Origin of the sequence: Pandoraea sp. PE-S2T-3, from assembly GCF_002179965.1 — a bacterium.
GTDB lineage: Bacteria > Pseudomonadota > Gammaproteobacteria > Burkholderiales > Burkholderiaceae > Pandoraea.
Genome location: NZ_NGUQ01000012.1, coordinates 19,917 through 44,279, shown reverse-complemented (window position 1 = coordinate 44,279; position 24,363 = coordinate 19,917). Strand labels below are relative to the sequence as shown.

Annotated in this window: 23 protein-coding genes; 9 read left to right on the top strand and 14 right to left on the bottom strand. The window is 62.8% G+C overall.

Going from position 1 to position 24,363, the window contains the following annotated elements:
- Window positions 1-13: 13 nt before the first annotated feature.
- From CDV46_RS08710 to CDV46_RS08670, 9 genes are all read right to left on the bottom strand, one after another.
- On the bottom strand, window positions 14-457 hold the full coding sequence (locus CDV46_RS08710) for a (2Fe-2S)-binding protein (protein ID WP_058376124.1): 444 nt from the start codon (window positions 455-457) through the stop codon (window positions 14-16).
- A gap of 199 nt (window positions 458-656) precedes the next feature.
- Window positions 657-1,598: an AraC family transcriptional regulator gene (locus CDV46_RS08705; protein ID WP_087686409.1), complete on the bottom strand. Its 942-nt coding sequence runs from the start codon at window positions 1,596-1,598 to the stop codon at window positions 657-659.
- Between the two features lie 230 nt (window positions 1,599-1,828).
- Window positions 1,829-2,455 (bottom strand): HutD/Ves family protein, encoded by a 627-nt coding sequence (locus CDV46_RS08700; protein WP_087722330.1) that lies wholly within the window; start codon window positions 2,453-2,455, stop codon window positions 1,829-1,831.
- 38 nt (window positions 2,456-2,493) lie between these two features.
- The gene (locus CDV46_RS08695) at window positions 2,494-3,780 is read right to left on the bottom strand and encodes a glutamate-5-semialdehyde dehydrogenase (RefSeq protein ID WP_441339320.1); all 1,287 of its coding nucleotides are present in this window, start codon (window positions 3,778-3,780) and stop codon (window positions 2,494-2,496) included.
- 64 nt (window positions 3,781-3,844) lie between these two features.
- Entirely contained in the window at window positions 3,845-4,924 is a 1,080-nt protein-coding gene (gene holA, locus CDV46_RS08690) for a DNA polymerase III subunit delta (protein WP_087686406.1), read from the bottom strand.
- Between the two features lie 10 nt (window positions 4,925-4,934).
- Window positions 4,935-5,450, bottom strand: a complete 516-nt coding sequence (locus CDV46_RS08685) for an LPS-assembly lipoprotein LptE (protein ID WP_170935821.1) — start codon at window positions 5,448-5,450, stop codon at window positions 4,935-4,937.
- An 82-nt stretch (window positions 5,451-5,532) separates the two neighbouring features.
- Window positions 5,533-8,124, bottom strand: a complete 2,592-nt coding sequence (leuS, locus tag CDV46_RS08680; protein ID WP_087722328.1) for a leucine--tRNA ligase — start codon at window positions 8,122-8,124, stop codon at window positions 5,533-5,535.
- 294 nt (window positions 8,125-8,418) lie between these two features.
- Entirely contained in the window at window positions 8,419-9,216 is a 798-nt protein-coding gene (dapB, locus tag CDV46_RS08675; RefSeq protein WP_087686528.1) for a 4-hydroxy-tetrahydrodipicolinate reductase, read from the bottom strand.
- Window positions 9,217-9,246: 30 nt separating this feature from the next.
- Window positions 9,247-9,945, bottom strand: a complete 699-nt coding sequence (locus CDV46_RS08670) for an outer membrane protein assembly factor BamE (protein WP_087722377.1) — start codon at window positions 9,943-9,945, stop codon at window positions 9,247-9,249.
- Window positions 9,946-10,109: 164 nt separating this feature from the next.
- On the opposite strand from CDV46_RS08670, the gene fur reads away from it, so the two are divergent.
- Complete coding sequence (fur, locus tag CDV46_RS08665; protein WP_023594193.1) at window positions 10,110-10,541, top strand: ferric iron uptake transcriptional regulator; 432 nt, start codon at window positions 10,110-10,112, stop codon at window positions 10,539-10,541.
- Between the two features lie 157 nt (window positions 10,542-10,698).
- Entirely contained in the window at window positions 10,699-11,568 is an 870-nt protein-coding gene (locus CDV46_RS08660) for a hypothetical protein (RefSeq protein WP_087686403.1), read from the top strand.
- Between the two features lie 108 nt (window positions 11,569-11,676).
- On the opposite strand, the gene gap is transcribed toward CDV46_RS08660, so the two are convergent.
- Together gap and tkt are read right to left on the bottom strand one after the other, a co-directional pair.
- Window positions 11,677-12,687, bottom strand: coding sequence for a type I glyceraldehyde-3-phosphate dehydrogenase (gene gap, locus CDV46_RS08655; protein WP_087686402.1), 1,011 nt, complete (start codon window positions 12,685-12,687; stop codon window positions 11,677-11,679).
- 28 nt (window positions 12,688-12,715) lie between these two features.
- Window positions 12,716-14,728: a transketolase gene (gene tkt / locus CDV46_RS08650; protein WP_087722327.1), complete on the bottom strand. Its 2,013-nt coding sequence runs from the start codon at window positions 14,726-14,728 to the stop codon at window positions 12,716-12,718.
- Window positions 14,729-14,925: 197 nt separating this feature from the next.
- Between tkt and CDV46_RS08645 the strand changes: the two genes are divergently transcribed.
- The 4 genes from CDV46_RS08645 (at window position 14,926) to CDV46_RS08630 (ending at window position 17,960) form a co-directional block, all read left to right on the top strand.
- Window positions 14,926-15,867: a polyamine aminopropyltransferase gene (locus CDV46_RS08645; protein ID WP_176399038.1), complete on the top strand. Its 942-nt coding sequence runs from the start codon at window positions 14,926-14,928 to the stop codon at window positions 15,865-15,867.
- Window positions 15,868-15,987: 120 nt separating this feature from the next.
- Window positions 15,988-16,410 carry a VOC family protein gene (locus CDV46_RS08640; RefSeq protein ID WP_087686399.1) on the top strand — a complete coding sequence of 141 codons (423 nt, stop codon included), beginning with the start codon at window positions 15,988-15,990 and terminating at the stop codon, window positions 16,408-16,410.
- Between the two features lie 111 nt (window positions 16,411-16,521).
- Window positions 16,522-17,256 carry a 16S rRNA (uracil(1498)-N(3))-methyltransferase gene (locus CDV46_RS08635; RefSeq protein WP_087722325.1) on the top strand — a complete coding sequence of 245 codons (735 nt, stop codon included), beginning with the start codon at window positions 16,522-16,524 and terminating at the stop codon, window positions 17,254-17,256.
- A 62-nt stretch (window positions 17,257-17,318) separates the two neighbouring features.
- Window positions 17,319-17,960: a YidB family protein gene (locus CDV46_RS08630; RefSeq protein ID WP_087686397.1), complete on the top strand. Its 642-nt coding sequence runs from the start codon at window positions 17,319-17,321 to the stop codon at window positions 17,958-17,960.
- Window positions 17,961-18,136: 176 nt separating this feature from the next.
- On the opposite strand, the gene CDV46_RS08625 is transcribed toward CDV46_RS08630, so the two are convergent.
- The 3 genes from CDV46_RS08625 to CDV46_RS08615 form a co-directional block, all read right to left on the bottom strand.
- A complete protein-coding gene (locus CDV46_RS08625) occupies window positions 18,137-18,685 on the bottom strand; it encodes a barstar family protein (RefSeq protein ID WP_058376139.1) in 549 nt (182 codons plus the stop codon).
- A gap of 7 nt (window positions 18,686-18,692) precedes the next feature.
- Window positions 18,693-19,088 carry a ribonuclease domain-containing protein gene (locus CDV46_RS08620; RefSeq protein WP_058376140.1) on the bottom strand — a complete coding sequence of 132 codons (396 nt, stop codon included), beginning with the start codon at window positions 19,086-19,088 and terminating at the stop codon, window positions 18,693-18,695.
- A gap of 295 nt (window positions 19,089-19,383) precedes the next feature.
- Window positions 19,384-21,687, bottom strand: coding sequence for an NADP-dependent malic enzyme (locus CDV46_RS08615; RefSeq protein ID WP_087686396.1), 2,304 nt, complete (start codon window positions 21,685-21,687; stop codon window positions 19,384-19,386).
- 430 nt (window positions 21,688-22,117) lie between these two features.
- Here CDV46_RS08615 and thiL point away from each other — a divergent pair, with 430 nt between their 5' ends.
- The 3 genes from thiL to CDV46_RS08600 all read left to right on the top strand — a co-directional run bounded on the left by thiL (window position 22,118) and on the right by CDV46_RS08600 (window position 24,302).
- Window positions 22,118-23,119, top strand: coding sequence for a thiamine-phosphate kinase (thiL, locus tag CDV46_RS08610; protein ID WP_087722376.1), 1,002 nt, complete (start codon window positions 22,118-22,120; stop codon window positions 23,117-23,119).
- The gene (locus tag CDV46_RS08605) at window positions 23,116-23,637 is read left to right on the top strand and encodes a phosphatidylglycerophosphatase A family protein (RefSeq protein ID WP_087686395.1); all 522 of its coding nucleotides are present in this window, start codon (window positions 23,116-23,118) and stop codon (window positions 23,635-23,637) included. The genes thiL and CDV46_RS08605 overlap by 4 nt, the downstream gene beginning before the upstream one ends.
- 161 nt (window positions 23,638-23,798) lie before the next feature.
- A complete protein-coding gene (locus CDV46_RS08600) occupies window positions 23,799-24,302 on the top strand; it encodes a CinA family protein (protein WP_058376143.1) in 504 nt (167 codons plus the stop codon).
- The last annotated feature ends 61 nt before the right edge of the window (window positions 24,303-24,363 follow it).

The window sequence follows — 24,363 nt, the reverse complement described above, 5'->3', positions numbered from 1 at the left end:
TTGCGCAGTGCGATCAGCGTTTAGCAGCGGCATGGATGGCCTCCCGAATGCGGTGATACGTCGCGCAACGGCACAGATTGGTCATGGCCTCGTCGATCTGCGCGTCGGTCGGGTGCGGATGCTTGTCGAGCAGCGCGGCGGCCGCCATCACCATGCCCGATTGACAGTAGCCGCATTGCGGTACGTCTTTGGCAATCCAGGCCTGCTGGATCGGATGCGAGCGCGTGGGCGACAGCGCCTCGATCGTCGTGATGCGCTTGCCCGCCACGGCCGACACCGGCAGCACGCAGGTGCGCGTGGCGACGCCTTCGAGATGCACGGTGCAGGCGCCGCACGCGCCGATACCGCATCCGTATTTGGTGCCGGTCAGCCCCGCGGCATCGCGGATGACCCACAGTAGTGGCGTGTCGTCTTCACCCTCGAAAACGAACGGCCGCCCGTTGAGCTGGAATTCCATTGACTCTCCCGTTGTGACTCGCCACTCGCATCGACGCGCTTTGGCGCGCGCCTTCGGATGGCGATTGAATTCTCACAACGAGAAAAATGCCGAACAACGGCCGGCCGACCCGAAAAGGTCGCCGTTCGTCCAGAGACGGGAAAACCCCTGTGCTTTTGCCTGCGCGGCCGGTCGCTGACGCGCCGCCCGCTTTTTATTTTTAGTGGCCTAGCTCACAACTGCGCAGATACTCGCGCGGCGGGAGTCCGTAACACCGCCGGAAAGCTCTCGTGAAGGCTTTCTCCGAGGCGTAGCCCACTGCGTCGGCCACGTCCGCCACTCTCGCCCCGGCGCCCGCCAATCGCTCCGCCGCCATGTACATCCGGTGTGTGGTCAGATACGACATCGGCGACTCCCCGACCAACTCCCTGAACCGCAAACAGAACCGGGATCGCGACATGCCCGCGATGCCTGCCAACTGCTCCACCGTCCACGGTCGCGACGGGGTCTCGTGCATCGAGGCAATCACCCGGCCCATCTGCGGGTCTGTCATGCCACGCAGCCAGTGCGTACTCGTCCCGCCACTCGACGCCAGATATGCGCGCAATATCTGCACGAACAACACATCCGCAAGGCGCGCCACCGCCACGCGCCAGCCTGCCCCGCGCTGCATCGACTCTTCGATGAATCCGGCGAGTGTCGTCGTCAGGAGGGCGGGCACGGCGGGGTCGCCCGCTCGGATGTGAATCAACGGCGGCAACGACACCAGCAACGGGTTTTTCACACGTTCCCGAAACATCACCACCCCGGTGTACAACTCGCTCACCGCGCCGGTGCCCCCGGCCCGAAACGCCAACGGCGTGTCCAATCGCGGCGCGATGCCCTGCGCCGACATCATTTGCTCAAAGACCACCGGCGTCTCGTCCAGCGACGAACACATCACGTGCTCGTGCCCATGCGGCAACAGCACGCAATCGCCCGGCTCGACGCGCACTGGCGGCATCCCGGCCACGACGAGATAGAAGGGCGCGCCCAGTGCCGTGCGAAACGGCACACCATCGAGCGCAGGCTTTCGCAATGACCATGGCGCACCGAACGTAAATCGCCCGGTGACCACGGCGTCCGCCCGAACATCACTCAAGACGTCACTCAACGGATCCATGGCACGGCCCCTCGCTCGAATGCGATTTTTGTTTCATGGGTGGAACTTCGATTTATATATGGATTAACCGAAGTATGCCGTTTCGCTCGCCGGAAAAGTATCCGGATCGGCCTAGGGGAAGTACGGGGGAGGCTCTGGGAAGGACAGGGGAAGGATGCTGCGGAGGGCGGGGACGAGCGTCCCCGCCGAAGGGATGCGAGTGAGATGCGGGCTATGCCGCATCGACTGCATCAGCCGTGCAGCCGCGTCACGCAGGTGAGGAACACATCACTCGACGGCCCTACGGCGCGCAGTTGGCACGCGGGTGCGTCAATCTGGTCCAAGCGCAGCGCGTGGCCAGACGGCACGTTCACAACCTCGCCATTGGCGAGTGCCACGCTGACGCCGCCGTCTCCCGCCGCACAGTAGAGAAACGCGACGCTGTCGGCCTGCGCCGGCAGTGCCCACGTCACGACGTCGTCCGTCAGACGATGCTGCACCAACGTGTGCTGCCACTCGCTACGGCGTGTCATGACGTTGAAGTCGTCGATGGGCACGCCCTCGCTCTCGAGCACCGGTGTGCTGCTCACGGCAAGTTCGCCGCCGAACGCATACGGCGAGGTTTGCGTCGTGAGCGTGACGTCGTCGCGGCCCTCGACGCTCAACGTGAGCGACCCGCCGCGCACGATCGCCAATGAGCGGTCGATGCCTGCGAAGACGGAGAACGGTCCGGCCGTGGCGACCGTCGCCGTGCTGATGCGCCAGTCGAAGCCGTCTTCGCCGGAGCGGCGCGCAACGGCCAGTTCGATCGTCACGCCCAAGCCGTTCTTCCACGGCATTTTCCGGAAATCGGCCGGGCCTAGAACTTGTACTTTCATGCCCACTTCCCTGACATTCACACGCGTCGATGTGTCACTTATTGACGCACTTCGCCGTGACCGAACACGACGTACTTGAGACTCGTCAGCCCTTCCAGCCCCACCGGGCCGCGGGCATGCAACTTGTCGTTCGAAATGCCGATCTCGGCGCCCAGCCCGAACTCGAAACCATCGGCAAAACGCGTGCTCGCGTTGATCATCACGCTCGCCGAATCGACTTCGCGCAGGAATTGCATCGCCGCGCTGTAGTCCTCGGTCACGATGGCATCGGTGTGATGCGAGCCGTAACGGTTGATGTGTTCGATCGCCGGGGCGAGACCATCGACGATCTTGATCGCCAGAATCGGTGCGAGATACTCGGTCGACCAATCTTCCTCGGTCGCCGCCACCACACCGGGCACCCCCGCATCGGTCAGCGCCGCCACGGTGCGCTCGCAGCCGCGCAGCTCGACCTGCTTGCTCTGGAACATGCGCGCAATCGCGGGCAGTTGCGCGATGGCGTGCTGGTCGACGAGCAGCGTTTCCATGGTGTTGCACGTGCCGTAGCGATGCGTCTTGGCGTTCTCGCAAATCGCCAGCGCTTTGGCAGCATCGGCGCGTTGATCGACATACACGTGGCAGATGCCGTCGAGATGCTTGATCATCGGCACGCGCGCATCCTGCATCAGGCGGGCGATCAGGCTCTTGCCACCGCGCGGCACGATCACGTCGACATACTCGATCATGGTGATCAGTTCGCCCACGGCGGCGCGATCGGGCGTGCTGACGACCTGTACCGCGTCCCCCGGCAAACCGGTCGCGGCCAGCGCGTCGGCAATGAGGGTCGCCAACGCGGTGTTGCTCTCGATGGCTTCGGAGCCGCCGCGCAAGATCGTCGCGTTGCCCGACTTCAGGCACAGCGCCGCCGCATCGATGGTTACGTTCGGACGCGATTCGTAAATGATGCCGATCACCCCCAGCGGCACGCGCATCTGGCCGACCTGAATGCCGCTCGGCTGCACGCGCACGTTGCTGATTTCACCGATGGGATCGGACAGGCCGGCGATCTGGCGCAAGCCTTCGATCATCGTGCGCAATGCCTTGTCGGACAGCGTCAGACGGTCGATGAAGGCGGCATCCTGCCCGTTGGCTTTCGCGCGTTCGAGATCGCGGCGGTTCACTTCCTGCAACTTCGCGCCGTCGCGCTCGATGGCGTCGGCAATAGCGAGCAACGCACGGTTCTTGGCGGCCGTATCGGCACGTGCCATCGCGCGGGATGCCTCACGGGCACGCTGGCCCAGCGACTGCATGTAGGCTTTGATATCCATCTCGTGACTCTGGTCGATTGGGTCGATTAGGTCGATCCGGCGGAGGGTCCGCCGTCGTCATTTGATATTTTTCGGGCGCGGTCTACGCGTGCGCCGGACGGGCCGGGCGGGCGGAGCGCGCCGTCGGCGGTCGATCGCCGACGAGCAACAATCCGAGTTGCAGCATGCCGTCCCACGGGTCCCCGGGCAGGCCGTCGGCGCGCAGTCCCTTGACCTGCCGGTCGAGGCGCGCCGCCAGTTGCAACGCTTGCGCAAGCATCGCCGGCGTGACGCGATTCGCCGCCTGTTCCATCAAACGCTCGCGCGGGCCCCACACGCGATATTCGCGCAGCAGCATCGCGAGCGGCTTACCTGCGGCCATACCGCGCGTAATCTTCGCCAGCGTGCGGACTTCTTCGGTGAGCGCCCACAACACGAGCGGGGCCGCTTCCCCTTCGCCGCGCAAGCCGTCGAGCATTCGCACGAGTCGCGGCGTATCGCCCGCGAGCACCGCTTCGCTCAGCTTGAAAACGTCGTAACGCGCGACGTTGAGCACGGCATCCTGCACCTGCTCGAATTCGAGTGTTCCCGAGGGGTAAAGCAGGCCAAGTTTCTGAATTTCCTGATGCGCCGCGAGCAGATTGCCTTCGACGCGATCGGCGATGAACTGCAACACCCGGCGTCCCGCTTCGCCCGCTGCCACACGCTGCCCTTGTGCGGCCAGACGCTGCGAAATCCAGTCGGGCAGACGCGCCCGATCCACTGCATCGATCTTGACCGTCACGCCCGCACGATCCAGCGCGGTGAACCAGTCGGACTTGGACGCCGCCGCATCGAGGCGCGGCAAGGTGACGATGGTCAACACGTCGCCGCTGGCCGCTTCGGCATGCGCCTTGAGCGCCGCGCCGCCGTCCTTGCCGGGCTTGCCGCCGGGAATACGCAACTCGATCAGCTTGCGGTCGCCGAACAACGACATCGACTGCCCCGAATTCGCCAGCGCGCCCCAGTCGAAACTGCGCTCGACCGACAGCACATCGCGCTCGGTATAACCGCCCGCGCGGGCCGCCGCGCGCACGCGATCGACGGCTTCCTGCACGAGCAGGCTCTCGTCGCCGTAGATCACGTAGATCGGCGAGAGGGTCTTGGCAAGATTCGCGTCAAGCGCGTCGGGGCGCAGTTGCATGGCCGTGGGCTCAGTGGTCCGGCGTCGGCGCCGGCATGGTCTTCACCGCTTCCATGCGGCGAATGATCTGATCGACGGCATCCTTCTGCATGTCGCGATTGAGCAGCGCCGCTTCCTGATCGCGAGCCGTCGCTTCGCTGTCGCTGTACGGCAGGTTACGTGTCAGGCGAATCGTGCTCAGCGGAATGATCGGCGTACCGTCCGGGGTCACCAACTGGAACGTGAACGTGTTGCGCATTTCGTATTCACGCGCCTGGCCCGTCGAGTCCAGACTCACCGCCGTTCTCGTTGCCGTCGCACCCAGAATTTCCAGGCGAGCGTCGGCATCCTTCGGCGCCTCGACGACAACCGTCCCCTTGCTGCCGTAGCGGATGTAGCGCTTGATATCGACGGCCATCTGTCCGCCGCCGGAGATATACAGGCGCTTGAATGCGTACTCGCTCGCCCCGCGCAGTTGGAAACCGCACGCGGTGAGCGCCAGCGCGCAGCCCAACAGGGCGATCCAGCCGAAGATCCTGCGCGTCATGCCCGCGCTGCGTTGCCCGGATGTCATTTGCACGTGATGTGCCCTCTTCTCACCAAATCATGGATCGGCAGTCGCTGCCGGCTCAGACCACCACGTTCACGAGACGCCCCGGCACGATGATGACCTTCTTGACCGGCTTTCCTTCGCCGAACTTGACCGTCATTTCATGCGCCAGTGCCGCCTGTTCGATGGCTTCACGCGGCGCATCCTTGGCCACGAGAATCGCGCCACGCACTTTGCCCGCCACCTGCAACACGAGTTCGATCTCGTCCTGCACCAGCGCAGCCTCGTCCACCACCGGCCACGAGGCATCGAGCAGATCGCCCGACTCGGCCGCGTAGCCCAGTGCATCCCACAGGCCGTGCGTGACGTGCGGCACCACCGGGTAAAGCACGCGCAGCAAGATGCCGTAGCACTCGCGCACCGCGCCGGCACCGGCAGCGCCCTTGTCGTTTTCGATCGCGTTGAGCATCTTCATCGCCGCGGACACGACCGTGTTGTACTGCACACGCTGGTAATCGTAATTGGCCTGCTTGAGCACGCCGTGCACCTCGCGGCGCAACGCCTGCGCTGCCGGGTTGGCGGTCTCGATGGCGACACCCGTCTGACGCAGCAACGCGGCTTGCGATTGACCAAAGCCCCACAGGCGGCGCAGGAAACGGCTCGCGCCTTCCACACCGGCGCCCGACCATTCCAGTTGCTGTTCCGGGTGCGCGGCGAACATCACGAACAGACGTGCCGTGTCGGCACCGTACTGATCGATGAGCGATTGCGGATCGACACCGTTGTTCTTCGACTTCGACATCTTCTCGATGCCGCCCAGCACCACGTCGCCGCCATCGGCCTTCGACGTCGCGCCCACCGGACGCCCCTTGTCGTCGAGCTGCACCTGCACGTCGAGCGGGTTGAACCACGTCTTCTTGCCGGCGGCATCTTCGCGGTAGTACGTCTCGTTAAGCACCATGCCCTGCGTCAGCAGGTTCTGCGCCGGTTCCTTGAAGTTGACCAACCCCAGGTCACGCATGACCTTGGTCCAGAAACGCGAATACAACAAGTGCAGAATCGCGTGTTCGATGCCGCCGATGTACTGATCCATCGGCATCCAGTAATCGGTGCGCGCGTCGACCATGCTGTCGGCATCCGGACAGGCGTAGCGCATGAAGTACCACGACGAGTCCACGAACGTGTCCATCGTGTCCGTCTCGCGACGTGCCGGCTTGCCGCACTTCGGGCAATCGCACTTCAAGAAGGCTTCCGACTTCGCGAGCGGGTTACCCGAGCCGTCCGGCACGAGGTCTTCCGGCAACACCACCGGCAGATCTTTCTCCGGCACCGGCACGGCACCGCACGTGTCGCAGTGGATGATCGGGATCGGCGTGCCCCAGTAACGCTGGCGCGAAATGCCCCAGTCGCGCAGACGGAACGTGATCTGCTTGTCGCCGACTTCCTGCGCCTTCAGATCGGCAGCAATCGCGTCGATGGCGGCAGCAAAGCCCAGACCGTCGTACTTGCCGCTATTGATCAGCGTGCCTTCCTTGTCGCCATACCAGGCTTGCCAGGCGTCGGTCGAATACGTCTCGCCGGCGACCGCCACGACCTGCTTGATCGGCAGCCCGTACTTGCGCGCAAACGCGAAGTCGCGTTCGTCGTGCGCCGGCACGCCCATCACGGCACCTTCGCCGTAACCCATCAGCACGTAGTTGCCGATCCACACTTCGACCTTGTCGCCCGTGATCGGATGCGTGACGAAGAAGCCCGTCGGCATGCCCTTCTTTTCCATCGTGGCGATGTCGGCTTCGGCCACGCCGCCCTGCTTGCACTCGGCGATGAATGCCTGCAAGTCGGGGCGCTCGGCGGCCAGACGCGTGGCGAGCGGGTGCTCGGCGGCAATCGCGCAGAAGGTCACGCCCATGATCGTGTCGGCACGCGTGGTGAACACGCGCAGCAGCTTGCGCTCGCCATCGAGCTCGTACGGGAACCCGAAGTTCACGCCGAAGCTCTTGCCGATCCAGTTCTGCTGCATCACCTTCACGCGCTCAGGCCAGCCGAGGGCGTCCAGATCGCCGAGCAACTCATCGGCATAATCGGTGATGCGCATGTAATACATCGGGATCTCGCGCTTCTCGATCAGCGCACCCGAACGCCAGCCACGGCCGTCGATCACCTGCTCGTTGGCGAGCACGGTCTGATCGACCGGGTCCCAGTTCACCGTCCCGGTCTTCAGATAGACCACGCCCTTTTCGAGCATCTTGAGGAACAGCCACTGGTTCCAGCGGTAGTACTCCGGCGAGCAGGTGGCGACTTCGCGCGACCAGTCGATCGCCAGCCCCATCGCCTGCATCTGCTTCTTCATGTAGGCGATGTTGTCGTACGTCCACTTCGCGGGCGGCACGTTGTTGGCCATCGCCGCGTTTTCAGCGGGCATGCCGAACGCATCCCAGCCCATCGGCATGAGTACGTTGTACCCGCGCATGCGCATCTGACGGTACATCACGTCATTGATGGTGTAGTTGCGCACGTGCCCCATATGCAGCTTGCCCGACGGATACGGCAGCATCGAGACGCAATAGAATTTTTGCTTGTCCGCGCGCTCGGTGGTCTTGTAGGCATCGATCGCCTGCCAATGCGACTGGGCGGAGGCTTCGACGTCGGCGGGAACGTATTTTTCTTGCATGATGGGTCGGCAGATAGGATTCGGCTCGGCTTTGCCCTGCCGGTGTGCGGCCATCGGCGCGGCACACGGGTTATTGGGGCAGATCCGGGGAAAACGATGATTATAACGCCGCCGGGTGCGGATTCAGCGCGATGGCGGCGGGCGTCGCAACCTTCAGCTCGAAGGGCGGCCAGCACGGTGCAACAGCGGTGCTGGCAATGCGTGCCGGCAATTAACCGGGATACCGGGGAAGCGAAAGGGCCGGGTTGTCGACGTGCGCACTTCGCATGTCGAACGCCCCCGGCCGGCAGGGGCTTAGCGTAGGCCTAGCACGTCCTGCATGTCGAACAGACCGGTCTGGCGTTCGACGAGGAAGCGGGCGGCACGCAGCGAACCCTGGGCATACGACAGACGGCTCGACGACTTGTGCGTGATCTCGATGCGCTCGCCAATCCCGGCAAACAGCACCGTATGGTCGCCAACGATATCGCCGCCGCGCACGGTCGCAAAACCGATGGTCGACGGATCGCGCTCGCCGGTCACGCCTTCGCGGCCGTAGACGGCACATTCTTTCAGATCGCGTCCGAGGGCGTCGGCCACGACTTCGCCCATGCGCAGTGCCGTGCCCGACGGGGCATCGACCTTGTGACGATGGTGCGCTTCGATGATCTCGATGTCGTAGCCGGTGTTCAGGATCTTGGCGGCCACTTCGAGCAACTTGAACGTGGCGTTGACGCCCACGCTCATGTTCGGTGCGAATACGACGGCGACGCGCTTGGCGCCTTCGGCCAGACGTGCCTTGTCTTCGTCCGAGAAACCGGTCGTGCCGATGATCATCTTCACGCCATGCTTTGCGGCGGCGGCCAAATGCAGCAGCGTGCCTTCCGGGCGGGTGAAGTCGATCAGGAATTCGGCGTTGGCAAGTGCGGTGTCGAGATCGGCGGTGATGTGCACGCCGGTCTCACGACCGAGGAAAGCCCCGGCATCGTGACCGAGGGCAGGGCTGCCCTCACGATCGAGCGCGCCCACCAACTCGGCGTCATCGGCGGCCAACACGGTTTCAATCAGCATCCGGCCCATACGGCCGGACGCGCCCGCAATCGCAATCTTCATCATGGTGAGTCTGGTTGTGTTTCTGACGGCTTACTTGGGTGCCGAGAACAGGCCACCACCGGAGGTCACGCGCGGCGACGGCACCAGGCCCGTACCGCCGGCGGTACCGGTATTGCTGCTCGTGCTGGACGTGCCGCTCGATGCCAGGCCGGCATTGGTCTGCACGGTCTGGCTGGCCGCCGCGTCGGTCGACACGGTTGCCACATCGTTGGCCGCCGGCGTTGCGGCAACCGTCGGTGCGGCGGCAGCCGCGTCAGGCGACGGCGATGCCGCTTCCGCTGCGGCCGCGCTGGCGGTCGACGGCGCCGGGGCATCGGTCTTCACAGACTTGCCTTTCTGACCATCGATTTCCTGCACCAGCTGGTATTCGGTCGGCAGGTTCTCGCCACCGTCCCAACGGGCCAGCGTGTCGTTCTCGAAATACACCCTCAAGTGGCGCTCCTGCACCACCGAAGTGTTGCCGCGCTTGAAATAGAAGACGTAATCCCAGCGGTTGGCGTGGAAGATGTCGGTCAGCAGCGGCGTGCCGAGCACTTGGCGCACTTGATCGCGCGTCATGCCGGCCTTGAGCTGTTCGTAGGCTTCCTTCGAGACGAAGTTGCCTTGAACGATGTTGATTCGATACGGCGTCACGACGCCGATCACCTTGTCGGTCACGCTGTCGTACGTGGAGCAGCCAGCCAGCGCCAGCAGTGCTGCGGCAGCATAAAGGGAGAGATAACGACGCAAATCTGACTCGCTTTCAAAAAAATCGAACTTGATCCGGCACGCCGGGCGCGCCGCCACATCGCCCCCGTTGACGGCTGAAACCGTCCCGTTTGCGCCGGTTTGCGCCGGGCAAGGCAAAAAGGCATTATTATTGGGGCTGTATTGTACTCTAGGGACGTAGAGCGATGCCGAATCCCGCCGATCTGAAAAATATCGGACTGAAAGCCACGCTTCCGCGCCTCAAAATTCTGGAAATCTTCCAGAACAGCGAGGTGCGCCATTTGACCGCCGAAGACGTTTATCGTCACCTGCTCGGCGAAAACCTCGACATCGGTCTGGCCACGGTCTACCGAGTGTTGACGCAATTCGAACAAGCCGGCCTATTGTCGCGCAGTAACTTCGAGTCCGGCAAGGCCGTATTCGAACTCAACGAAGGCCATCACCATGATCACCTGGTGTGCCTGGACTGTGGTCGCGTCGAAGAATTTTTCGATGCAGAAATCGAACGCCGCCAGAAGTTGATCGCAAAAGAGCGCGGTTTCGCACTTCAGGAACATTCCCTCGCCATGTACGGGAGTTGCACGAAGGATCCGTGCCCGCACCGGCAGAAGAATTAATTCCACATCATTACCCATCCCGGAGGCCTGGTCCGGGAGATGTTCCCCCAAGTCGGTTATATGGAACATAAAGAGGGGTCACCGCATCAAACGGTGATTACCTCGCGCGCAAGGCATAAGACCCTGCCGGTTACGTCTAGACGTTCGATTCCACCCGATGAATAACGATAAAACACTTTACAAAACGACATCCGAAGGGCTGTCCGACGTCTCACTCGCGGACGTATTGGACTTTGTACGGACCAATGCCAAGTGGATCGCCGGCCTCGCCATTGTGGGGGGTGCCATCGGTGTTGGCAGCACGTACTTCGTGCAGAAGCAATGGGAAGGCAAGCTGACCCTGCAAGTGGGTCGCGCAGCAGGATCCCCGGTGAGTGGACCGGATGGACCGCTTATCGAGTCGGTACAGCAAACCGTCGGACGAGTCAGCTTGAACACTTTCCGCGATGACCTTGCAGAAAAGGTGCTGCCCGAACTTAAGGGCGACCTGGACGCTCTGCACAAGTCTGTCGTCTGGAAAGCGATCAAGGCCCGCGCCATCCAAGGTACGACCTACGTCGAAATCGTTGCGCGCGGCACCTCCGAGCAACAGGCCGGACAAGCCCTCGCCACGGCAGCGCAACAGATTCTCAGTGAACACGCAGCAATCCTGGAACGAGTGCGCGATCTGCCCAAGCAGCAATTGAGCGTCATCGATGCTGCTATCGAAACGAACACCAAAGCTCAGGAGCAACTCGGCGCAGCGCTGGCACAGTCCAAGAATACGGATTCCGTCATGGCACTCAGCGCGCTTCAGAGCAGCCGCTCAGAGCGGGCTGTGCTGAACGACAGCCGGTACCGCGTTTCGCAACTGCTGGCACCCGATCAGTCATACAACACGCGCATCGTCAGTGCTGCGCAAGTTGACGATAATGCCGTCTTTCCCCGGAAGCTGTATTTCGGTGCTGGCGGGCTGCTGGTGGGCGCGATCATCGGTGTGATTATCGGACTGTGCCGCAAGGCCACCTCGCGCCGCGACGCACCGTAACGTCATCGCGCGCGAAACGCATGTCGATATGCGTCGTTGCAAGGCCCAAAAGAAAAAGCCGCTGTCTCTCGACAGCGGCTTTTTTCATGCAACCAGCGAAGCAGCAGCTTACTTGGCCGACATCAGCGCGACGGTCGTGTCGAGCATGCGGTTCGAGAAGCCCCATTCGTTGTCGTACCACGACGTCACCTTCACCAGGCGACCCGACACCTTGGTCAGCGAGCCGTCGAAGTTCGACGATGCCGGGTTGTGGTTGAAGTCGATCGACACCAGCGGTGCCGTCGTGTACGTGGCGATCGCCTTCAGCGGGCCTTCGGCGGCTTCCTTCAGGATCGCGTTGACTTCATCGACGGTCGTGTCGCGCTTGGCGATGAACGACAGGTCGACGATCGACACGTTGATCGTCGGGACGCGAATCGCGAAACCGTCCAGCTTGCCGTTCAGTTCCGGCAGCACCAGGCCGACGGCCGAAGCAGCGCCGGTCTTGGTCGGGATCATGCTCATCGTGGCCGAACGGGCGCGACGCAGGTCTTCGTGATAGACGTCGGTCAACACCTGATCGTTGGTGTAGGCGTGCACGGTGGTCATCAGGCCCGTTTCCAGACCGATTTTTTCATGCAACGGCTTGACCAGCGGTGCCAGGCAGTTGGTCGTGCACGAAGCGTTCGAGATGACCGTATCGGTCGACTTGAGCACGCCTTCGTTCACGCCGAACACGACCGTAGCGTCCACATCCTTGCCGCCCGGGGCCGAGATGATGACCTTCTTTGCGCCGCCCTTCAGGTGAGCGCCGGCCTTTTCCTTCGTGGTGAAAAAGCCCGTGCACTCGAGCACGACGTCCACGTTCAGCTCGCCCCACGGCAGTTCTGCCGGGTTGCGGTTGGCCAGCACGCGAATCTTGTCGCCGTTGACGATCATGTAATCGCCGTCGACCGTCACCGTGCCCGGGAACTTGCCGTGCGCGGTGTCGTATTGCGTCAGGTGAGCATTGGTCTGCGCATTGCCCAGATCGTTGATGGCGACGATTTCGATGTCGTGCTTCTTGCCACCTTCGTAATGGGCACGCAGTACGTTGCGGCCGATACGGCCATAGCCGTTAATAGCGACGCGAATGGTCATGGGGGTTTCTCCGTAAGGTCTAACGAAATCAGCCAAGCACGGACTTGACCGTCGCGACCACATGGTCGACGGTGAAGCCGAAGTGTTTGAACAGCACGCCGGCCGGAGCCGACTCGCCAAAGGTGTCGATGCCGACCACGCCGCCTTCCAGGCCGACGTACTTGTGCCAGAACGCCGTCACACCGGCTTCGATGGCCACACGCGGCACGCCGCGCGGCAGCACGCTGTCGCGATACGCCTTGTCCTGACGGTCGAACACATTGGTCGACGGCATCGACACGACGCGCACAGCGACGCCCTCGGCAGCCAGAACTTCGGCGCCCTTGAGGGCCAGATCCATTTCCGAGCCGGTGGCGATCAGCACGATCTGCGGATTCGCCGCGTCACGCAGCACATAGCCGCCGCGACGAATATTGGCGATCTGCGCGTCGTCGCGCGAGACGAACGGCAGGTTCTGACGGCTGAGCACCAGGCTCGACGGGCCATCGTGACGCTCCACGGCGGCCACCCAGGCGCTCGCCGTTTCCGTCGTATCGCACGGACGCCACACGTCCATTTGCGGAATCAGACGCAGGCTGGAGACATGCTCGATCGACTGGTGCGTCGGGCCGTCCTCGCCCAAACCGATCGAATCGTGCGTGAACACGAAGATCGAACGCAGCTTCATGAGCGCGGCCATGCGCAACGCGTTGCGGCTGTAGTCCGAGAACGTCAGGAACGTGCCGCCGAACGGAATGTGACCACCATGCAGCGCGAGGCCGTTCATGATGGCGCTCATGCCGAATTCGCGCACGCCATAGTTGATGTGGTTGCCGTACTGCACGCCATCGGCGTTGGCACGCACCGGCTTGCTGGCCTTCCAGTTGGTCAGGTTCGAGCCGGTCAGGTCGGCCGAGCCGCCGAGGAATTCCGGCAGCACGGCAGCCAGACCTTCGATGGCCAGTTGCGACGCCTTACGCGTCGCCACGGTCTCGCCCTTCTCGTTGGTCTTGGCGATCAGTGCGGCAGCGGCCGACTTGAAGTCGCCCGGCAGTTCGCCCTTCATGCGGCGCTCGAACTCGGCAGCTTCGGCCGGGAACTGGCTGCGATAAGCGGCAAAACGCTCGTTCCAGGCGGCTTCGGCTTGTTGACCGGCGGCCTTGGCGTCCCATGCGGCGTAGACTTCGGCCGGCACTTCGAACGGCGGCAGGGTCCAGCCCAGTGCGGCGCGCGTAGCGGCGATTTCATCCGCGCCCAGCGGCGCGCCGTGCACGTCGTGACCGCCTTGCTTGTTCGGTGCACCCTTGCCGATCAGCGTCTTGCAGCAGATCAGCGTCGGACGATCCGACGTCTTGGCCTGCGCAATGGCGGCGTCGACCGCATCGGCGTTGTGTCCGTCGACATCGCGGATCACGTTCCAGCCATAGGCTTCGAAACGCTTCGGCGTGTCGTCGGCAAACCAATATTCGACGTCGCCGTCGATCGAGATGCCATTGTCGTCGTACAGCGCGATCAGCTTGTTCAGGCGCAGCGTACCGGCCAGCGAACAGGCTTCATGCGAAATGCCTTCCATCAGGCAACCGTCGCCGAGGAATGCATACGTGTGGTGATCGACGATGTCGGCGCCCGGACGGTTGAATTCCTTCGCGAGCAGCGCTTCGGCCAAAGCAAAGCCGACGGCATTGGTGATGCCCTGACCCAGCGGGCCCGTCGTCGTCTCGACGCCCGGCGTGATACCCACTTCGGGGTGGCCCGGCGTCTTGCTGTGCAGTTGGCGGAAATGCTTGAGTTCTTCAATCGGCAGATCGTAGCCCGTCAGATGCAGCAACGAGTAGATGAGCATCGAGCCATGGCCGTTCGACAGCACGAAGCGGTCGCGATCGAACCAGTGCGGATTGACGGGGTTGTGCTTGAGGTGACGGCCCCAGAGCGCGACCGCGATATCGGCCATGCCCATAGGCGCACCAGGGTGACCGGAGTTGGCCTGTTGGACCGCGTCCATGGAGAGGACGCGAATGGCGGAAGCCATCAGCGCAGCCGTAGCAGTAGAGGAGTTCGTCATGGTGACCAGCCGGAATAGCGGGCGTGCCCCGTTGCCGCGAGCTGCCGCGCGAAATCAAGTGCAGGATAAAGATCGCGATTTTATCAGATACGGCACCACCCCGGGTCGCTTGCGGTGAACTTCCCCAAATGGCGAGAACGTGGAATGATGCCAAAAAGTGGCGCAATCGCCGCAATTTAGAGGAAGTTGTCACAACAATGCCCGTCATAAGCGACGTCACTGCGGACGATTCCGATGCCGCACTCAAGCCATTTTCTGCCCCGCTCGGCCCTTGGGCGACCTACGCCCTCGCCGGCCGCACGGTGGCGACGGCGGTGTCGCCCTATCAGCACATCGAGATCGTCGATCTACCTGCCCTCGGCCCGCTCGGACGCGCCTACCGGCTCGACGGGCGGTTCATGGCGAGTCTCGCGGATGCTCACATTTGCCACGAGTGCATGGTGCATCCGCTGCTGCTCGCGCACGGCGACGCGAAACGCGTGCTCGTGATCGGTGGCGGCGATGGCGGCTCGGCGCGCGAAGCCTTGCGTCACGCCAGCGTGACCGAGGTCGTCATTGCCGAACTTGATGCGCAAGTCCCGGCAACGATCTTGCAGCACATGCCGTCGCTCGCCGATGGCGCGTTCGACGACCGGCGCACGACGCTCGTCATCGGCGACGCACGCGATTTCGTCGACGCCGCACTCTCGCATCACGACCGATTCGACGCCGTAATCTTCGACCTCACCGAAGCCGACGGTGCGGCCGCCCCGCTCCACGACGCGGCGTTCTTTACGAAAGTCAGGTCACTTCTGACTCCCCGTGGCGGCATTGCGGTGCAACTGGGCGCCCCGTGGTTCGAGCCGGCGCAAGTGCGGCGGGTGCTTGCAGCGCTGCGCTCGGTCTTCGCGCACGTGCAGCCGATGACGGCCTACGTGCCCCTTTATGGGTCGCAGTGGGCGTTGGCCGTCGCCAGCGATGCGCTCGATGCGCGCGGCGCCGATGCCAACTTGCTGCAAGCGGCCGCCCAACGCGCTTCCCCCGATCAACTGCGCAGCCTTAGGCACTACGCCGTGTCGCGCCACACGGCGCTTTTCGACATTTCCCCCGATCTGACGGATACGCTTGACGCGCCCACTACGCCGATTGGCACGAGATGACTCGTCCGGGGTGAAGATCGTGCGCGTTCCTTGTATATTGGATGCTCGTCACGAATGCCGGGCCTGAAGGTCAGGCCTCGCGGTCTCAGGGCCGCCCGGCAGCCACAACGGAGGAAAGTCATGTCCGATCCCCGCCCGTCACATGTGCCTTGGTTGACGCCCTATCTGACCGTGCGCGACGCCAGAGCCGCCGCCACGTTCTACGAACAGGCGTTTGGCTTTACCGTGCACAACACGATGGACGACGATGGCGCGGTGATGCACGTTGAAATGTTCTATCACGGCGAATTGATCCTGATGTTCGCCCCCGAAGGCGCATTTGCCAGTGCGGCCCGCTCGCCGCGAACCTCGGGCGTCGAAGCGCCGCAGAGTTTTTATGTTTTCACGGACGATGTGGACGCGCTCTACGCGCGGGCGACCGCCGCCGGCGCCAAGGGCCTGATGCCGCCCGAGGACCAGTTCTGGGGCGATCGATTCTGCCAGCTCGAAGATATCGACGGCTATCGCTGGGGCTTCGCGCGCCCCATCGCACCTCGTCGTTAAGTTCCAGCGGCGACCCTTGGGGTATGCTTCAGCCCCTGACCGGTCGCCGACTTCAGCAATAGCGCCGGCGGCGTCCCTTTTTCCGCCTGATCCGGCCCCTTCCCACTGCGTATGCCCCGTTTCTTCGTTGACGCGCCCTTGCACACCGGCGCCCTGCTCGACCTTCCCGATGCCGTCGTACGTCATGTTCAGGTATTGCGTCTTAAAGCGGGCGACACGCTCACGCTGTTCAATGGCACCGGCGGTGAGTATCCGGCCGAGTTGGTGAGTCTGGAAAAGCGACAGCTGCGGTGCAACTGGGCGAACACGATACCGCGAAGCCGAAACCCTTACCGGGTGACGCTGGCGCAGGGCATCGCCGGTGGCGACAAGATGGATTGGCTGATCGAAAAGGCGATCGAGCTGGGGGTGACCGACATTCAGCCGCTCGCGACGGAGCGCTCGGTGATCCGGCTCGACAGCGAACGGGCCGCCAAACGAGTTGCGCATTGGCAATCGCTGGCACAAGCGGCATGCGAACAATGCGGCCGAAATCGCGTGCCGCAGATCCTGCCGGTCCGGCCGATTACGGCATGGTTACGTGACCAGGACGCGGTTACGAGTTACGCATGGCGTGTGCTATTGTCACCTAGAGCGGACAGCGGCTTTGATTCGCTATTGCCGCAGGCACCGGCGCAGCCCGGCGTGTTGCTCTTCGGCCCGGAAGGCGGGCTCACACCTCAGGAAGAAACCCTCGCGCGCGACACCGGCTTTGAGGCGATTCGCCTCGGGGATCGGATTCTTCGCACGGAGACAGCGGGTATTGCAGTCCTTGCGGCACTTGCCGCACGCTGGGGGGGTTGGTAAGGCTTAGTGTTGGGTAACTCTGTCACGAGTAACGGCCTAGCAGGCCTCAAGGAGAAATCGTCATGGGTATTCTCGATTCCATTCTCGGCGGCGCGGCCGGCAACCCCGCAGGCGGCAACAGCGGTGGCGGCAATACGCGCATGCTGCTGTTGATGGGCCTGCTGGCGATGATCGCCAGTCATACGGGCAAAACGGAAGGGCAAGACGGCGGTGGCGGCGGTTTGCTGGGTTCGCTCGGCGGTGCGCTGGGCGGCATGCTCGGTGGCGGTGCCGCAGCGGGCGGTGCGGCGGGCGGGCTTGGCGGTTTGCTGGGCGGCTTGCTCGGCGGTGCTCAGGCACCTCAGCCCGGCGGCGCCGGGGCACCGGCCACTTCGCCCACCGACCTGATCGGTGCACTCGGCGGTCTTGGCGGACTCACACAGGTGCTGGAAAGCGGTGGACTCGGCGACGCCTTGAAGTCGTGGGTCGGCACCGGCGGTAACCAACCGGTTTCCCCCGATCAGGTGGCTCAAGCGCTCGGCCCGGGCGGCCAGCTTCAGCAGTTGGCCAACACGGCAGGCGTCAGCACAGACGAAGCCGCACAGCAACTGTCGTCAATTCTGCCGGAAGTCGTCAATCACCTCACGCCGAACGGCGATGTCCCGCAGGGTCAGTTCGATCTGGCAGGTCTCGCCCAGAAGTTTCTGGCCGGGCACACGTCCTGAGCGGCTGACTGGGTGAAACTGACTGGGTGAGAGCGTGACGGGCCGGCATCGGCCCGGCGGCTCGGAAAACAAAAAAGGTCCGCGATTGCGGACCTTTTTCTTTGCTGCCTGATGAATGATGAATCAGTCGATCTGGGGATATTCAGCGACGTTCACGCCAAATCATGCCCCGATGCTTACGCGAACGAGTAGAACACGCGGAAGCTCACGCGCCGTTCGCCCCAGAATTCAGCGGCATCACGGAACACGTCCAGCAGCGTTTCGCGCGCATCTTTGTCGAACTTCGTCGCCACCGGCAGCCCTTCGAGCACGACCACGAAGCCCGGCTGTGCGCCGCTGCGGCTGACGAGATCGGTCAGGCAATCGTGTAAGGCGTCAAAGTTCTTGCCGAAATGCTTCGGGAGCTGGAAGGACGTAGCGATCGTTTCAAGCACTTCCGCCTTGCTCTGCGCTTGGGCGCAGTTGGCGTACAGGAAGTGCTGCCCCAGTCGCTCGGCCTCGTCAGCCAGCTCCGGCACACGGAAAGCGCGGATCGACTGCACAATATTCGGCCTGACGGTCTTGAAAAGACTCATATCTCCCTCTTCCGATAAGGCATGGCGGCGGCCAGCCCGCGCAACAGCATGCAGGCCCAGCACCTGCTTGAACAAGTTGCCCTCGCCCGCACCGAATGGATCTGCCATAAGATCTTTCCCGCGTTCTTGTGCGAAAACCGGCTCACTCATACTGCTGTCATTCCCTTATGCGTCTAAAGCTGTTGTAGTGATCTTGGGTGTAGTAACAAGGATCGACTGCACGTTGATCACCGCCACAGATGATGCGCCTGGCACCTCTATTGCGGGCACCGGGAGTCGGCACCGTATATTCATGGTAATAGCCGCGCGGCATTTTGGGCAGGCGCTTTTCGTAGTTCCCGAACACAATGCCATCTTTGGCATAAGGGAACGGCCCGCCCTGGGCAATCAGCGACAGCGTGCGCTGCGCTTCGCGGGGCAACTCGGTGACGGATACCGCCGCCGTTTGATCCGTGACATATGGCGCGGTTTCGCGCGCCACGGCATTCGCCCCCAGAAAAACACTCCCAGCCGCCGTCAGCGCCACGATGCTCCGGTGAAGCCAACGTGCCATTGTCATAGCTAGGTTGTCGGCCTGCGCGGTTTTGCGCTGCGGGCCCGTTCTGGTAGGTGAAGCCGTAAGGGTATCGCTATTACTCCCCGGAATCAATGTCGGCTTACATTTGGCAACTAATTCACTCAACAAATTCATGAAAACAAAGAGTTTTTCATGGAAGTGAGTGCACACATATCGATATACGATACGAAAAATGCGTCGCTAAAATGACAAAACGCCGCCCCGGAAAGGTGCGGCGTTTTGTTGTTAATGTGGGCCGAACGGCGGCGAACCACCGATCGACCCTGAACGGTCAGCGCGTTTCCTGTTGCGCTGCCGCATCGGCCACCACCAGCGCGACCATGTTGATAATGCGTCGCACCGTCGCCGATTCCGTGAGGATATGCACCGGCTTGGCAGCACCCAGCAGAATCGGGCCGATCGCCACGTTATTGCCCGCAGCCGTCTTGAGCAGGTTATAGGCAATGTTCGCCGCGTCGATGTTCGGCATGACCAGCAGGTTGGCAGCACCCGTCAGCGTCGACTCCGGCATGATGCGCGCGCGCAGTTCCGGGTCGAGGGCGCAATCGCCATGCATTTCGCCGTCCACTTCCAGGTCGGGTGCACGTTCTTGCAGAATCGCCAGCGTTTCGCGCATCTTGCGGGCGCAACTTGCGTCGCTCGTACCGAAATTCGAGTGCGAGAGCAGCGCAACCTTCGGCTGAATACCGAAGCGGCGAATTTCCTCCGCAGCCATCAACGTGATCTCGGCCAGCTCTTCTGCGCTCGGATCCTGATTGATGTGCGTATCGACCAGGAAAATCTGGCGATTCGGGAGAATCAGCGCGTTCATCGCGCCGTAAACATGACCGCCTTCGCGCTTGCCGATCACGCGATCGATGAAGTGAAGGTGGCGGCCCGGCGTCGAAACGGTACCGCAGATCAGGCCATCGGCTTCACCCTTGCGAACCAGCATGGCAGCGATGAGCGTGGTTCGGCGGCGCATTTCCACACGCGCGTACGACGCCGTCACGCCCTTCCGGTTGGTCAACTGGTGATACGTCTCCCAATAGTCGCGGTAGCGCTCGTCGTGCTCCGGGTTGACGACCGTGAAGTCGACGCCGGCGGTCAGACGCAGACCGTACTGCTGAATGCGATGCTCGATGACGGCCGGGCGACCAACCAGAATCGGCGTGGCGACACGCTCATCCACCAGAATCTGCACCGCGCGCAGCACGCGCTCTTCTTCCCCTTCGGCAAACGCGATGCGCTTCTTGTCGGCCGGCACGCTGCGCGCCACCGAGAACAGCGGCTTCATCAGACCGCCGCTGTGATACACGAATTGCTGCAACGATTGCTCGTAGGCGTCGACGTCGGCGAGCGGACGGGTCGCAACACCGGCCGCCATCGCGGCTTCGGCCACGGCAGTGGCGACCTTGACCAGCAGGCGCGGATCGAAGGGCTTCGGAATCAGGTATTCAGGACCGAACGACAGGTTCTTGATGCCGTAGGCCGAGGCGACGATGTCGCTCTGTTCCTGACGTGCCAGTTCCGCCAGCGCATTCACGGCGGCGATTTCCATCGAGCGCGTGATCGTCGTGGCACCCACGTCGAGTGCGCCACGGAAGATGAACGGGAAGCACAGCACGTTGTTGACCTGATTCGGATAGTCGGTACGGCCCGTGGCCATCACGCAATCCGGACGCACTTCCTTCGCGAGTTCCGGCGTGATTTCCGGATTCGGGTTGGCCAGCGCGAAAATCAGCGGCTTGTCGGCCATGGTCTTGACCATTTCCGGCTTGAGCACGCCCGCAGCCGACAGCCCGAGAAACACATCGGCGCCGCCGATCACCTCGGCAAGCCCGCGCGCGTCGGTCTTCTGCGCGAAGCGAATCTTCTCGGGGTCCATCAGTTCGGTGCGGCCCTCATAGACCACTCCGGCCAGGTCCGTCACCCAAATGTTCTCGATGGGCAGGCCCATGTCCACGATCAGGTCGAGACAGGCGAGTGCCGCCGCACCGGCGCCGGAGGTCACCACTTTGACCGACGTCAGATCCTTGCCGACCACCTTCAGACCGTTGATGAGCGCCGCCGCCACCACAATGGCCGTGCCGTGCTGATCATCGTGGAAGACCGGAATCTTCATGCGCTCGCGCAGCTTGCGCTCGACGATGAAGCACTCCGGCGCCTTGATGTCCTCAAGGTTGATCGCACCGAACGTCGGCTCGAGCGCCGCGATGATGTCGACGAGCTTTTCGGGGTCCTTCTCGTCGATTTCGATATCGAACACGTCGATATTGGCGAACTTCTTGAACAGCACGCCCTTGCCTTCCATCACCGGCTTGGAGGCGAGCGGGCCGATATCGCCAAGACCCAGAACGGCCGTGCCGTTCGTGATCACGCCGACGAGATTGCCGCGCGCGGTGTAGCGCGAGGCGTTGAGCGGGTCGACGACGATTTCCTCACAGGCGGCGGCAACGCCCGGCGAGTACGCCAGCGCCAGATCGCGCTGGTTGAGCAACTGCTTGGTCGGGGCGATGGCAATTTTGCCGGGGGTGGGGAATTCGTGATACTCGAGCGCAGCTTCGCGCAGTTTCGGATCGATCGGCGTGGGCATGAGGGGAAGCTCTTAACGGACAGAATGGCTCAAATTTTCTATGCGAATTGTAGCCCTATTTATTCACGCCATTTATGCAAAAAGCGGATAAGGGCTGCACCTTCGATCTGAGCATCGTCGCGATAATTCCCAGAGAATTCAACGCTGCATCGCACCATATTCGCGATTTTCGGACCAGGGATGAAATATCGGTAAGGTGTTGTCCGAGACATGGCTAAGCGGTGTTCCGAAATCGGGTATGCACACCACAAGACCATTGGGAAAACCGGGGTGCGCTCGTAAAATACGCTATCGAATTCGCGATTCACTGGATTGGCGCTGCGCTGTCTTTGGTCTTGCTGCCGATCGGGTCGTCATCTTTTCGTCCATGGCCTGCTGACTTCGCGTGATGCGCCACGTCGCTGCCCGCAACGCCGACACTTCGTCACCCATGACCACACCTACGTCAACGCCCTTACCTTTGTCCGAGTTCTCGCTGATCGATCGCTTCTTCGCCGGGGCGACGCGTCAGGGGGATCAAGTGACGCTCGGCATCGGCGACGACTGCGCATTGCTGCGCCCGCCGGCAGGCGAGCAACTCGCGATCTCGACGGACATGCTCGTCGAAGGGCGCCATTTCTTCCCGGATGTCGATCCTCGTGCGTTGGGTCACAAGACGCTGGCGGTCAATTTGTCGGATCTGGCGGCCATGGGCGCGAAGCCGCTCGGCGTTACGCTCGCGCTCGCCCTGCCCGACAGCGACCCTGCGTGGCTCGGCCCCTTCGCCGAGGGATTGGCCGCGCTGGCCGACCGCTACGACTGCCCGCTCATCGGTGGCGACACCACACGCGGACCGCGCAACCTCTGTGTCACTGTTTTCGGCGCGGTGCCGGGCGCGCACGCGCTGCGACGCGACGCGGCACAGCCCGGCGACGATATCTGGGTTTCCGGCACGTTGGGCGATGCGCGGCTGGCACTCGGCGTATTGCGCAGTGAATGGCCGTTAAGCGATGCCGACTTCGATCAGGTGCGCCGTGCCATGGACTGGCCCGAACCGCAGATCACGCTCGGCATGGCGCTTCGCGGCGTGGCACGCGCTGCGCTCGACATTTCCGACGGCCTGCTCGGCGATCTCGGCCATATTCTCAAGCGCTCGGGGGTGGGGGCACGGATCAACGTCGATGTGTTGCCGCGCTCACGCGAACTTGCTGCGCAATCGCAGGCGATTCAGCGACTTTGCACACTGGCCGGCGGGGACGATTACCAACTGTGCTTCTGCGCCGACAGCGCGCAACGCGACCGAATTGCCGCCATCGGCAACGAACTCGGGATGCGCGTGACGCGTATCGGTACAATAGCGCTTCCTGATGCACGCCAGGCCCCGCTGCAATTACACGATGATACGGGGGCGCCTGTCGCTGCCGACTTCAAAAGTTTCGACCATTTCCAATGAGTACTGACCAAACGGCCGCCCTCAATCCGGGCAGCGGCCCGCGCCGGCCGAACACGCGTTTCCTGCTGTCGCACCCCGCCCACCTGTTTTCCCTCGGCTTCGGCACAGGACTCTCGTCGCTGGCACCGGGAACGGTCGGCACGCTATTCGGCTGGGCATCGTATCTGGTGCTCAATCTTTATCTGACGGTCACCGGCTGGGCGACGCTGATTGCCGTCGCGATCCTCGGTGGCATCTGGATCTGCGGCTTCACGGCGCGCAAGCTCGGCACACAAGATCCTAGTGCAGTGGTCTGGGACGAGATCGTGGCGTTCTGGATTGTGCTGCTGCTCATTACGCCCACGAGCTTCGTCGGCCAGTTGGTGGCGTTTATCCTGTTCCGCTTTTTCGATGCGGTGAAGCCACCGCCGATCCGTTACTTCGATCGCACCGTGAAAGGCGGCCTCGGCATCATGCTGGACGATCTCGTCGCCGCGTTCTGCACGCTGCTCGTCATCGCCTTGTGGCGTTCGATCTGAACGATGGTCTGAATGGTGAGGCGGGCCGCAACCCGCCTTGCGACACTCGCACACCGGCAGACTGACAGACTGACAGACTGACAGACCGATAGACCGATAGACCGAGTGATGAATTGATCGGCAACAGCGCTCCGCACATACACTTTTGAAGGCGTCGTCCCGTGGTTTCCCAACAAGCTCTTCTGGCCCAACTGTCGGTAAAAGTCGGTAATCGTCTGCGTGACGAGCGTCTGATGCTGACCACCGCGGAGTCGTGCACCGGCGGGCTCGTGGCCGCCGCGATCACGGACATTTCGGGCAGCAGCAACTGGTTTGAACGTGGCTTCGTCACGTACTCGAATCAGGCGAAGACCGAAATGATCGGCGTGCCTGCCGAACTGATCGAGAAACACGGCGCGGTAAGCGAGCCCGTGGCGCGCGCCATGGCCGAAGGGGCATTGTTCAACAGCCGCGCGCAGATTTCGCTGTCGATCACCGGCGTCGCCGGCCCGGGTGGCGGCACGCCCGACAAGCCGGTCGGCATGGTGTGCTTCGGGTGGAGCAATCGCGTGAAGACGATCGTCGAGACGAAGCACTTCAAGGGCGATCGCACGCAAGTGCGCAGTCAGGCGGCACAACACGCTTTGCGCGGTGTGATCGAATTGCTCGACACCGCCGAGTCGTAAATCACGGCGTCAGCACAACATCGGCTTGCCCCATAAGCGAAGCCGACAAGCGAAGCCGAAA

What these genes read in the sequence shown, in the direction of transcription:
- gap (WP_087686402.1), bottom strand. Translation starts at nt 12,687, where the DNA reads ATGACCATTCGCGTCGCTATTAACGGCTATGGCCGTATCGGCCGCAAC.
- CDV46_RS08705 (WP_087686409.1), bottom strand. Translation starts at nt 1,598, where the DNA reads ATGGATCCGTTGAGTGACGTCTTGAGTGATGTTCGGGCGGACGCCGTG.
- tkt (WP_087722327.1), bottom strand. Translation starts at nt 14,728, where the DNA reads ATGACGAACTCCTCTACTGCTACGGCTGCGCTGATGGCTTCCGCCATT.
- CDV46_RS08710 (WP_058376124.1), bottom strand. Translation starts at nt 457, where the DNA reads ATGGAATTCCAGCTCAACGGGCGGCCGTTCGTTTTCGAGGGTGAAGAC.
- CDV46_RS08620 (WP_058376140.1), bottom strand. Translation starts at nt 19,088, where the DNA reads ATGGCACGTTGGCTTCACCGGAGCATCGTGGCGCTGACGGCGGCTGGG.
- CDV46_RS08605 (WP_087686395.1), top strand. Translation starts at nt 23,116, where the DNA reads ATGAGTACTGACCAAACGGCCGCCCTCAATCCGGGCAGCGGCCCGCGC.
- CDV46_RS08630 (WP_087686397.1), top strand. Translation starts at nt 17,319, where the DNA reads ATGGGTATTCTCGATTCCATTCTCGGCGGCGCGGCCGGCAACCCCGCA.
- CDV46_RS08685 (WP_170935821.1), bottom strand. Translation starts at nt 5,450, where the DNA reads ATGACGCGCAGGATCTTCGGCTGGATCGCCCTGTTGGGCTGCGCGCTG.
- CDV46_RS08645 (WP_176399038.1), top strand. Translation starts at nt 14,926, where the DNA reads ATGCCCGTCATAAGCGACGTCACTGCGGACGATTCCGATGCCGCACTC.
- CDV46_RS08625 (WP_058376139.1), bottom strand. Translation starts at nt 18,685, where the DNA reads ATGAGTGAGCCGGTTTTCGCACAAGAACGCGGGAAAGATCTTATGGCA.
- CDV46_RS08660 (WP_087686403.1), top strand. Translation starts at nt 10,699, where the DNA reads ATGAATAACGATAAAACACTTTACAAAACGACATCCGAAGGGCTGTCC.
- leuS (WP_087722328.1), bottom strand. Translation starts at nt 8,124, where the DNA reads ATGCAAGAAAAATACGTTCCCGCCGACGTCGAAGCCTCCGCCCAGTCG.
- CDV46_RS08635 (WP_087722325.1), top strand. Translation starts at nt 16,522, where the DNA reads ATGCCCCGTTTCTTCGTTGACGCGCCCTTGCACACCGGCGCCCTGCTC.
- CDV46_RS08640 (WP_087686399.1), top strand. Translation starts at nt 15,988, where the DNA reads ATGTCCGATCCCCGCCCGTCACATGTGCCTTGGTTGACGCCCTATCTG.
- CDV46_RS08700 (WP_087722330.1), bottom strand. Translation starts at nt 2,455, where the DNA reads ATGAAAGTACAAGTTCTAGGCCCGGCCGATTTCCGGAAAATGCCGTGG.
- fur (WP_023594193.1), top strand. Translation starts at nt 10,110, where the DNA reads ATGCCGAATCCCGCCGATCTGAAAAATATCGGACTGAAAGCCACGCTT.
- thiL (WP_087722376.1), top strand. Translation starts at nt 22,118, where the DNA reads ATGACCACACCTACGTCAACGCCCTTACCTTTGTCCGAGTTCTCGCTG.
- CDV46_RS08615 (WP_087686396.1), bottom strand. Translation starts at nt 21,687, where the DNA reads ATGCCCACGCCGATCGATCCGAAACTGCGCGAAGCTGCGCTCGAGTAT.
- holA (WP_087686406.1), bottom strand. Translation starts at nt 4,924, where the DNA reads ATGCAACTGCGCCCCGACGCGCTTGACGCGAATCTTGCCAAGACCCTC.
- dapB (WP_087686528.1), bottom strand. Translation starts at nt 9,216, where the DNA reads ATGAAGATTGCGATTGCGGGCGCGTCCGGCCGTATGGGCCGGATGCTG.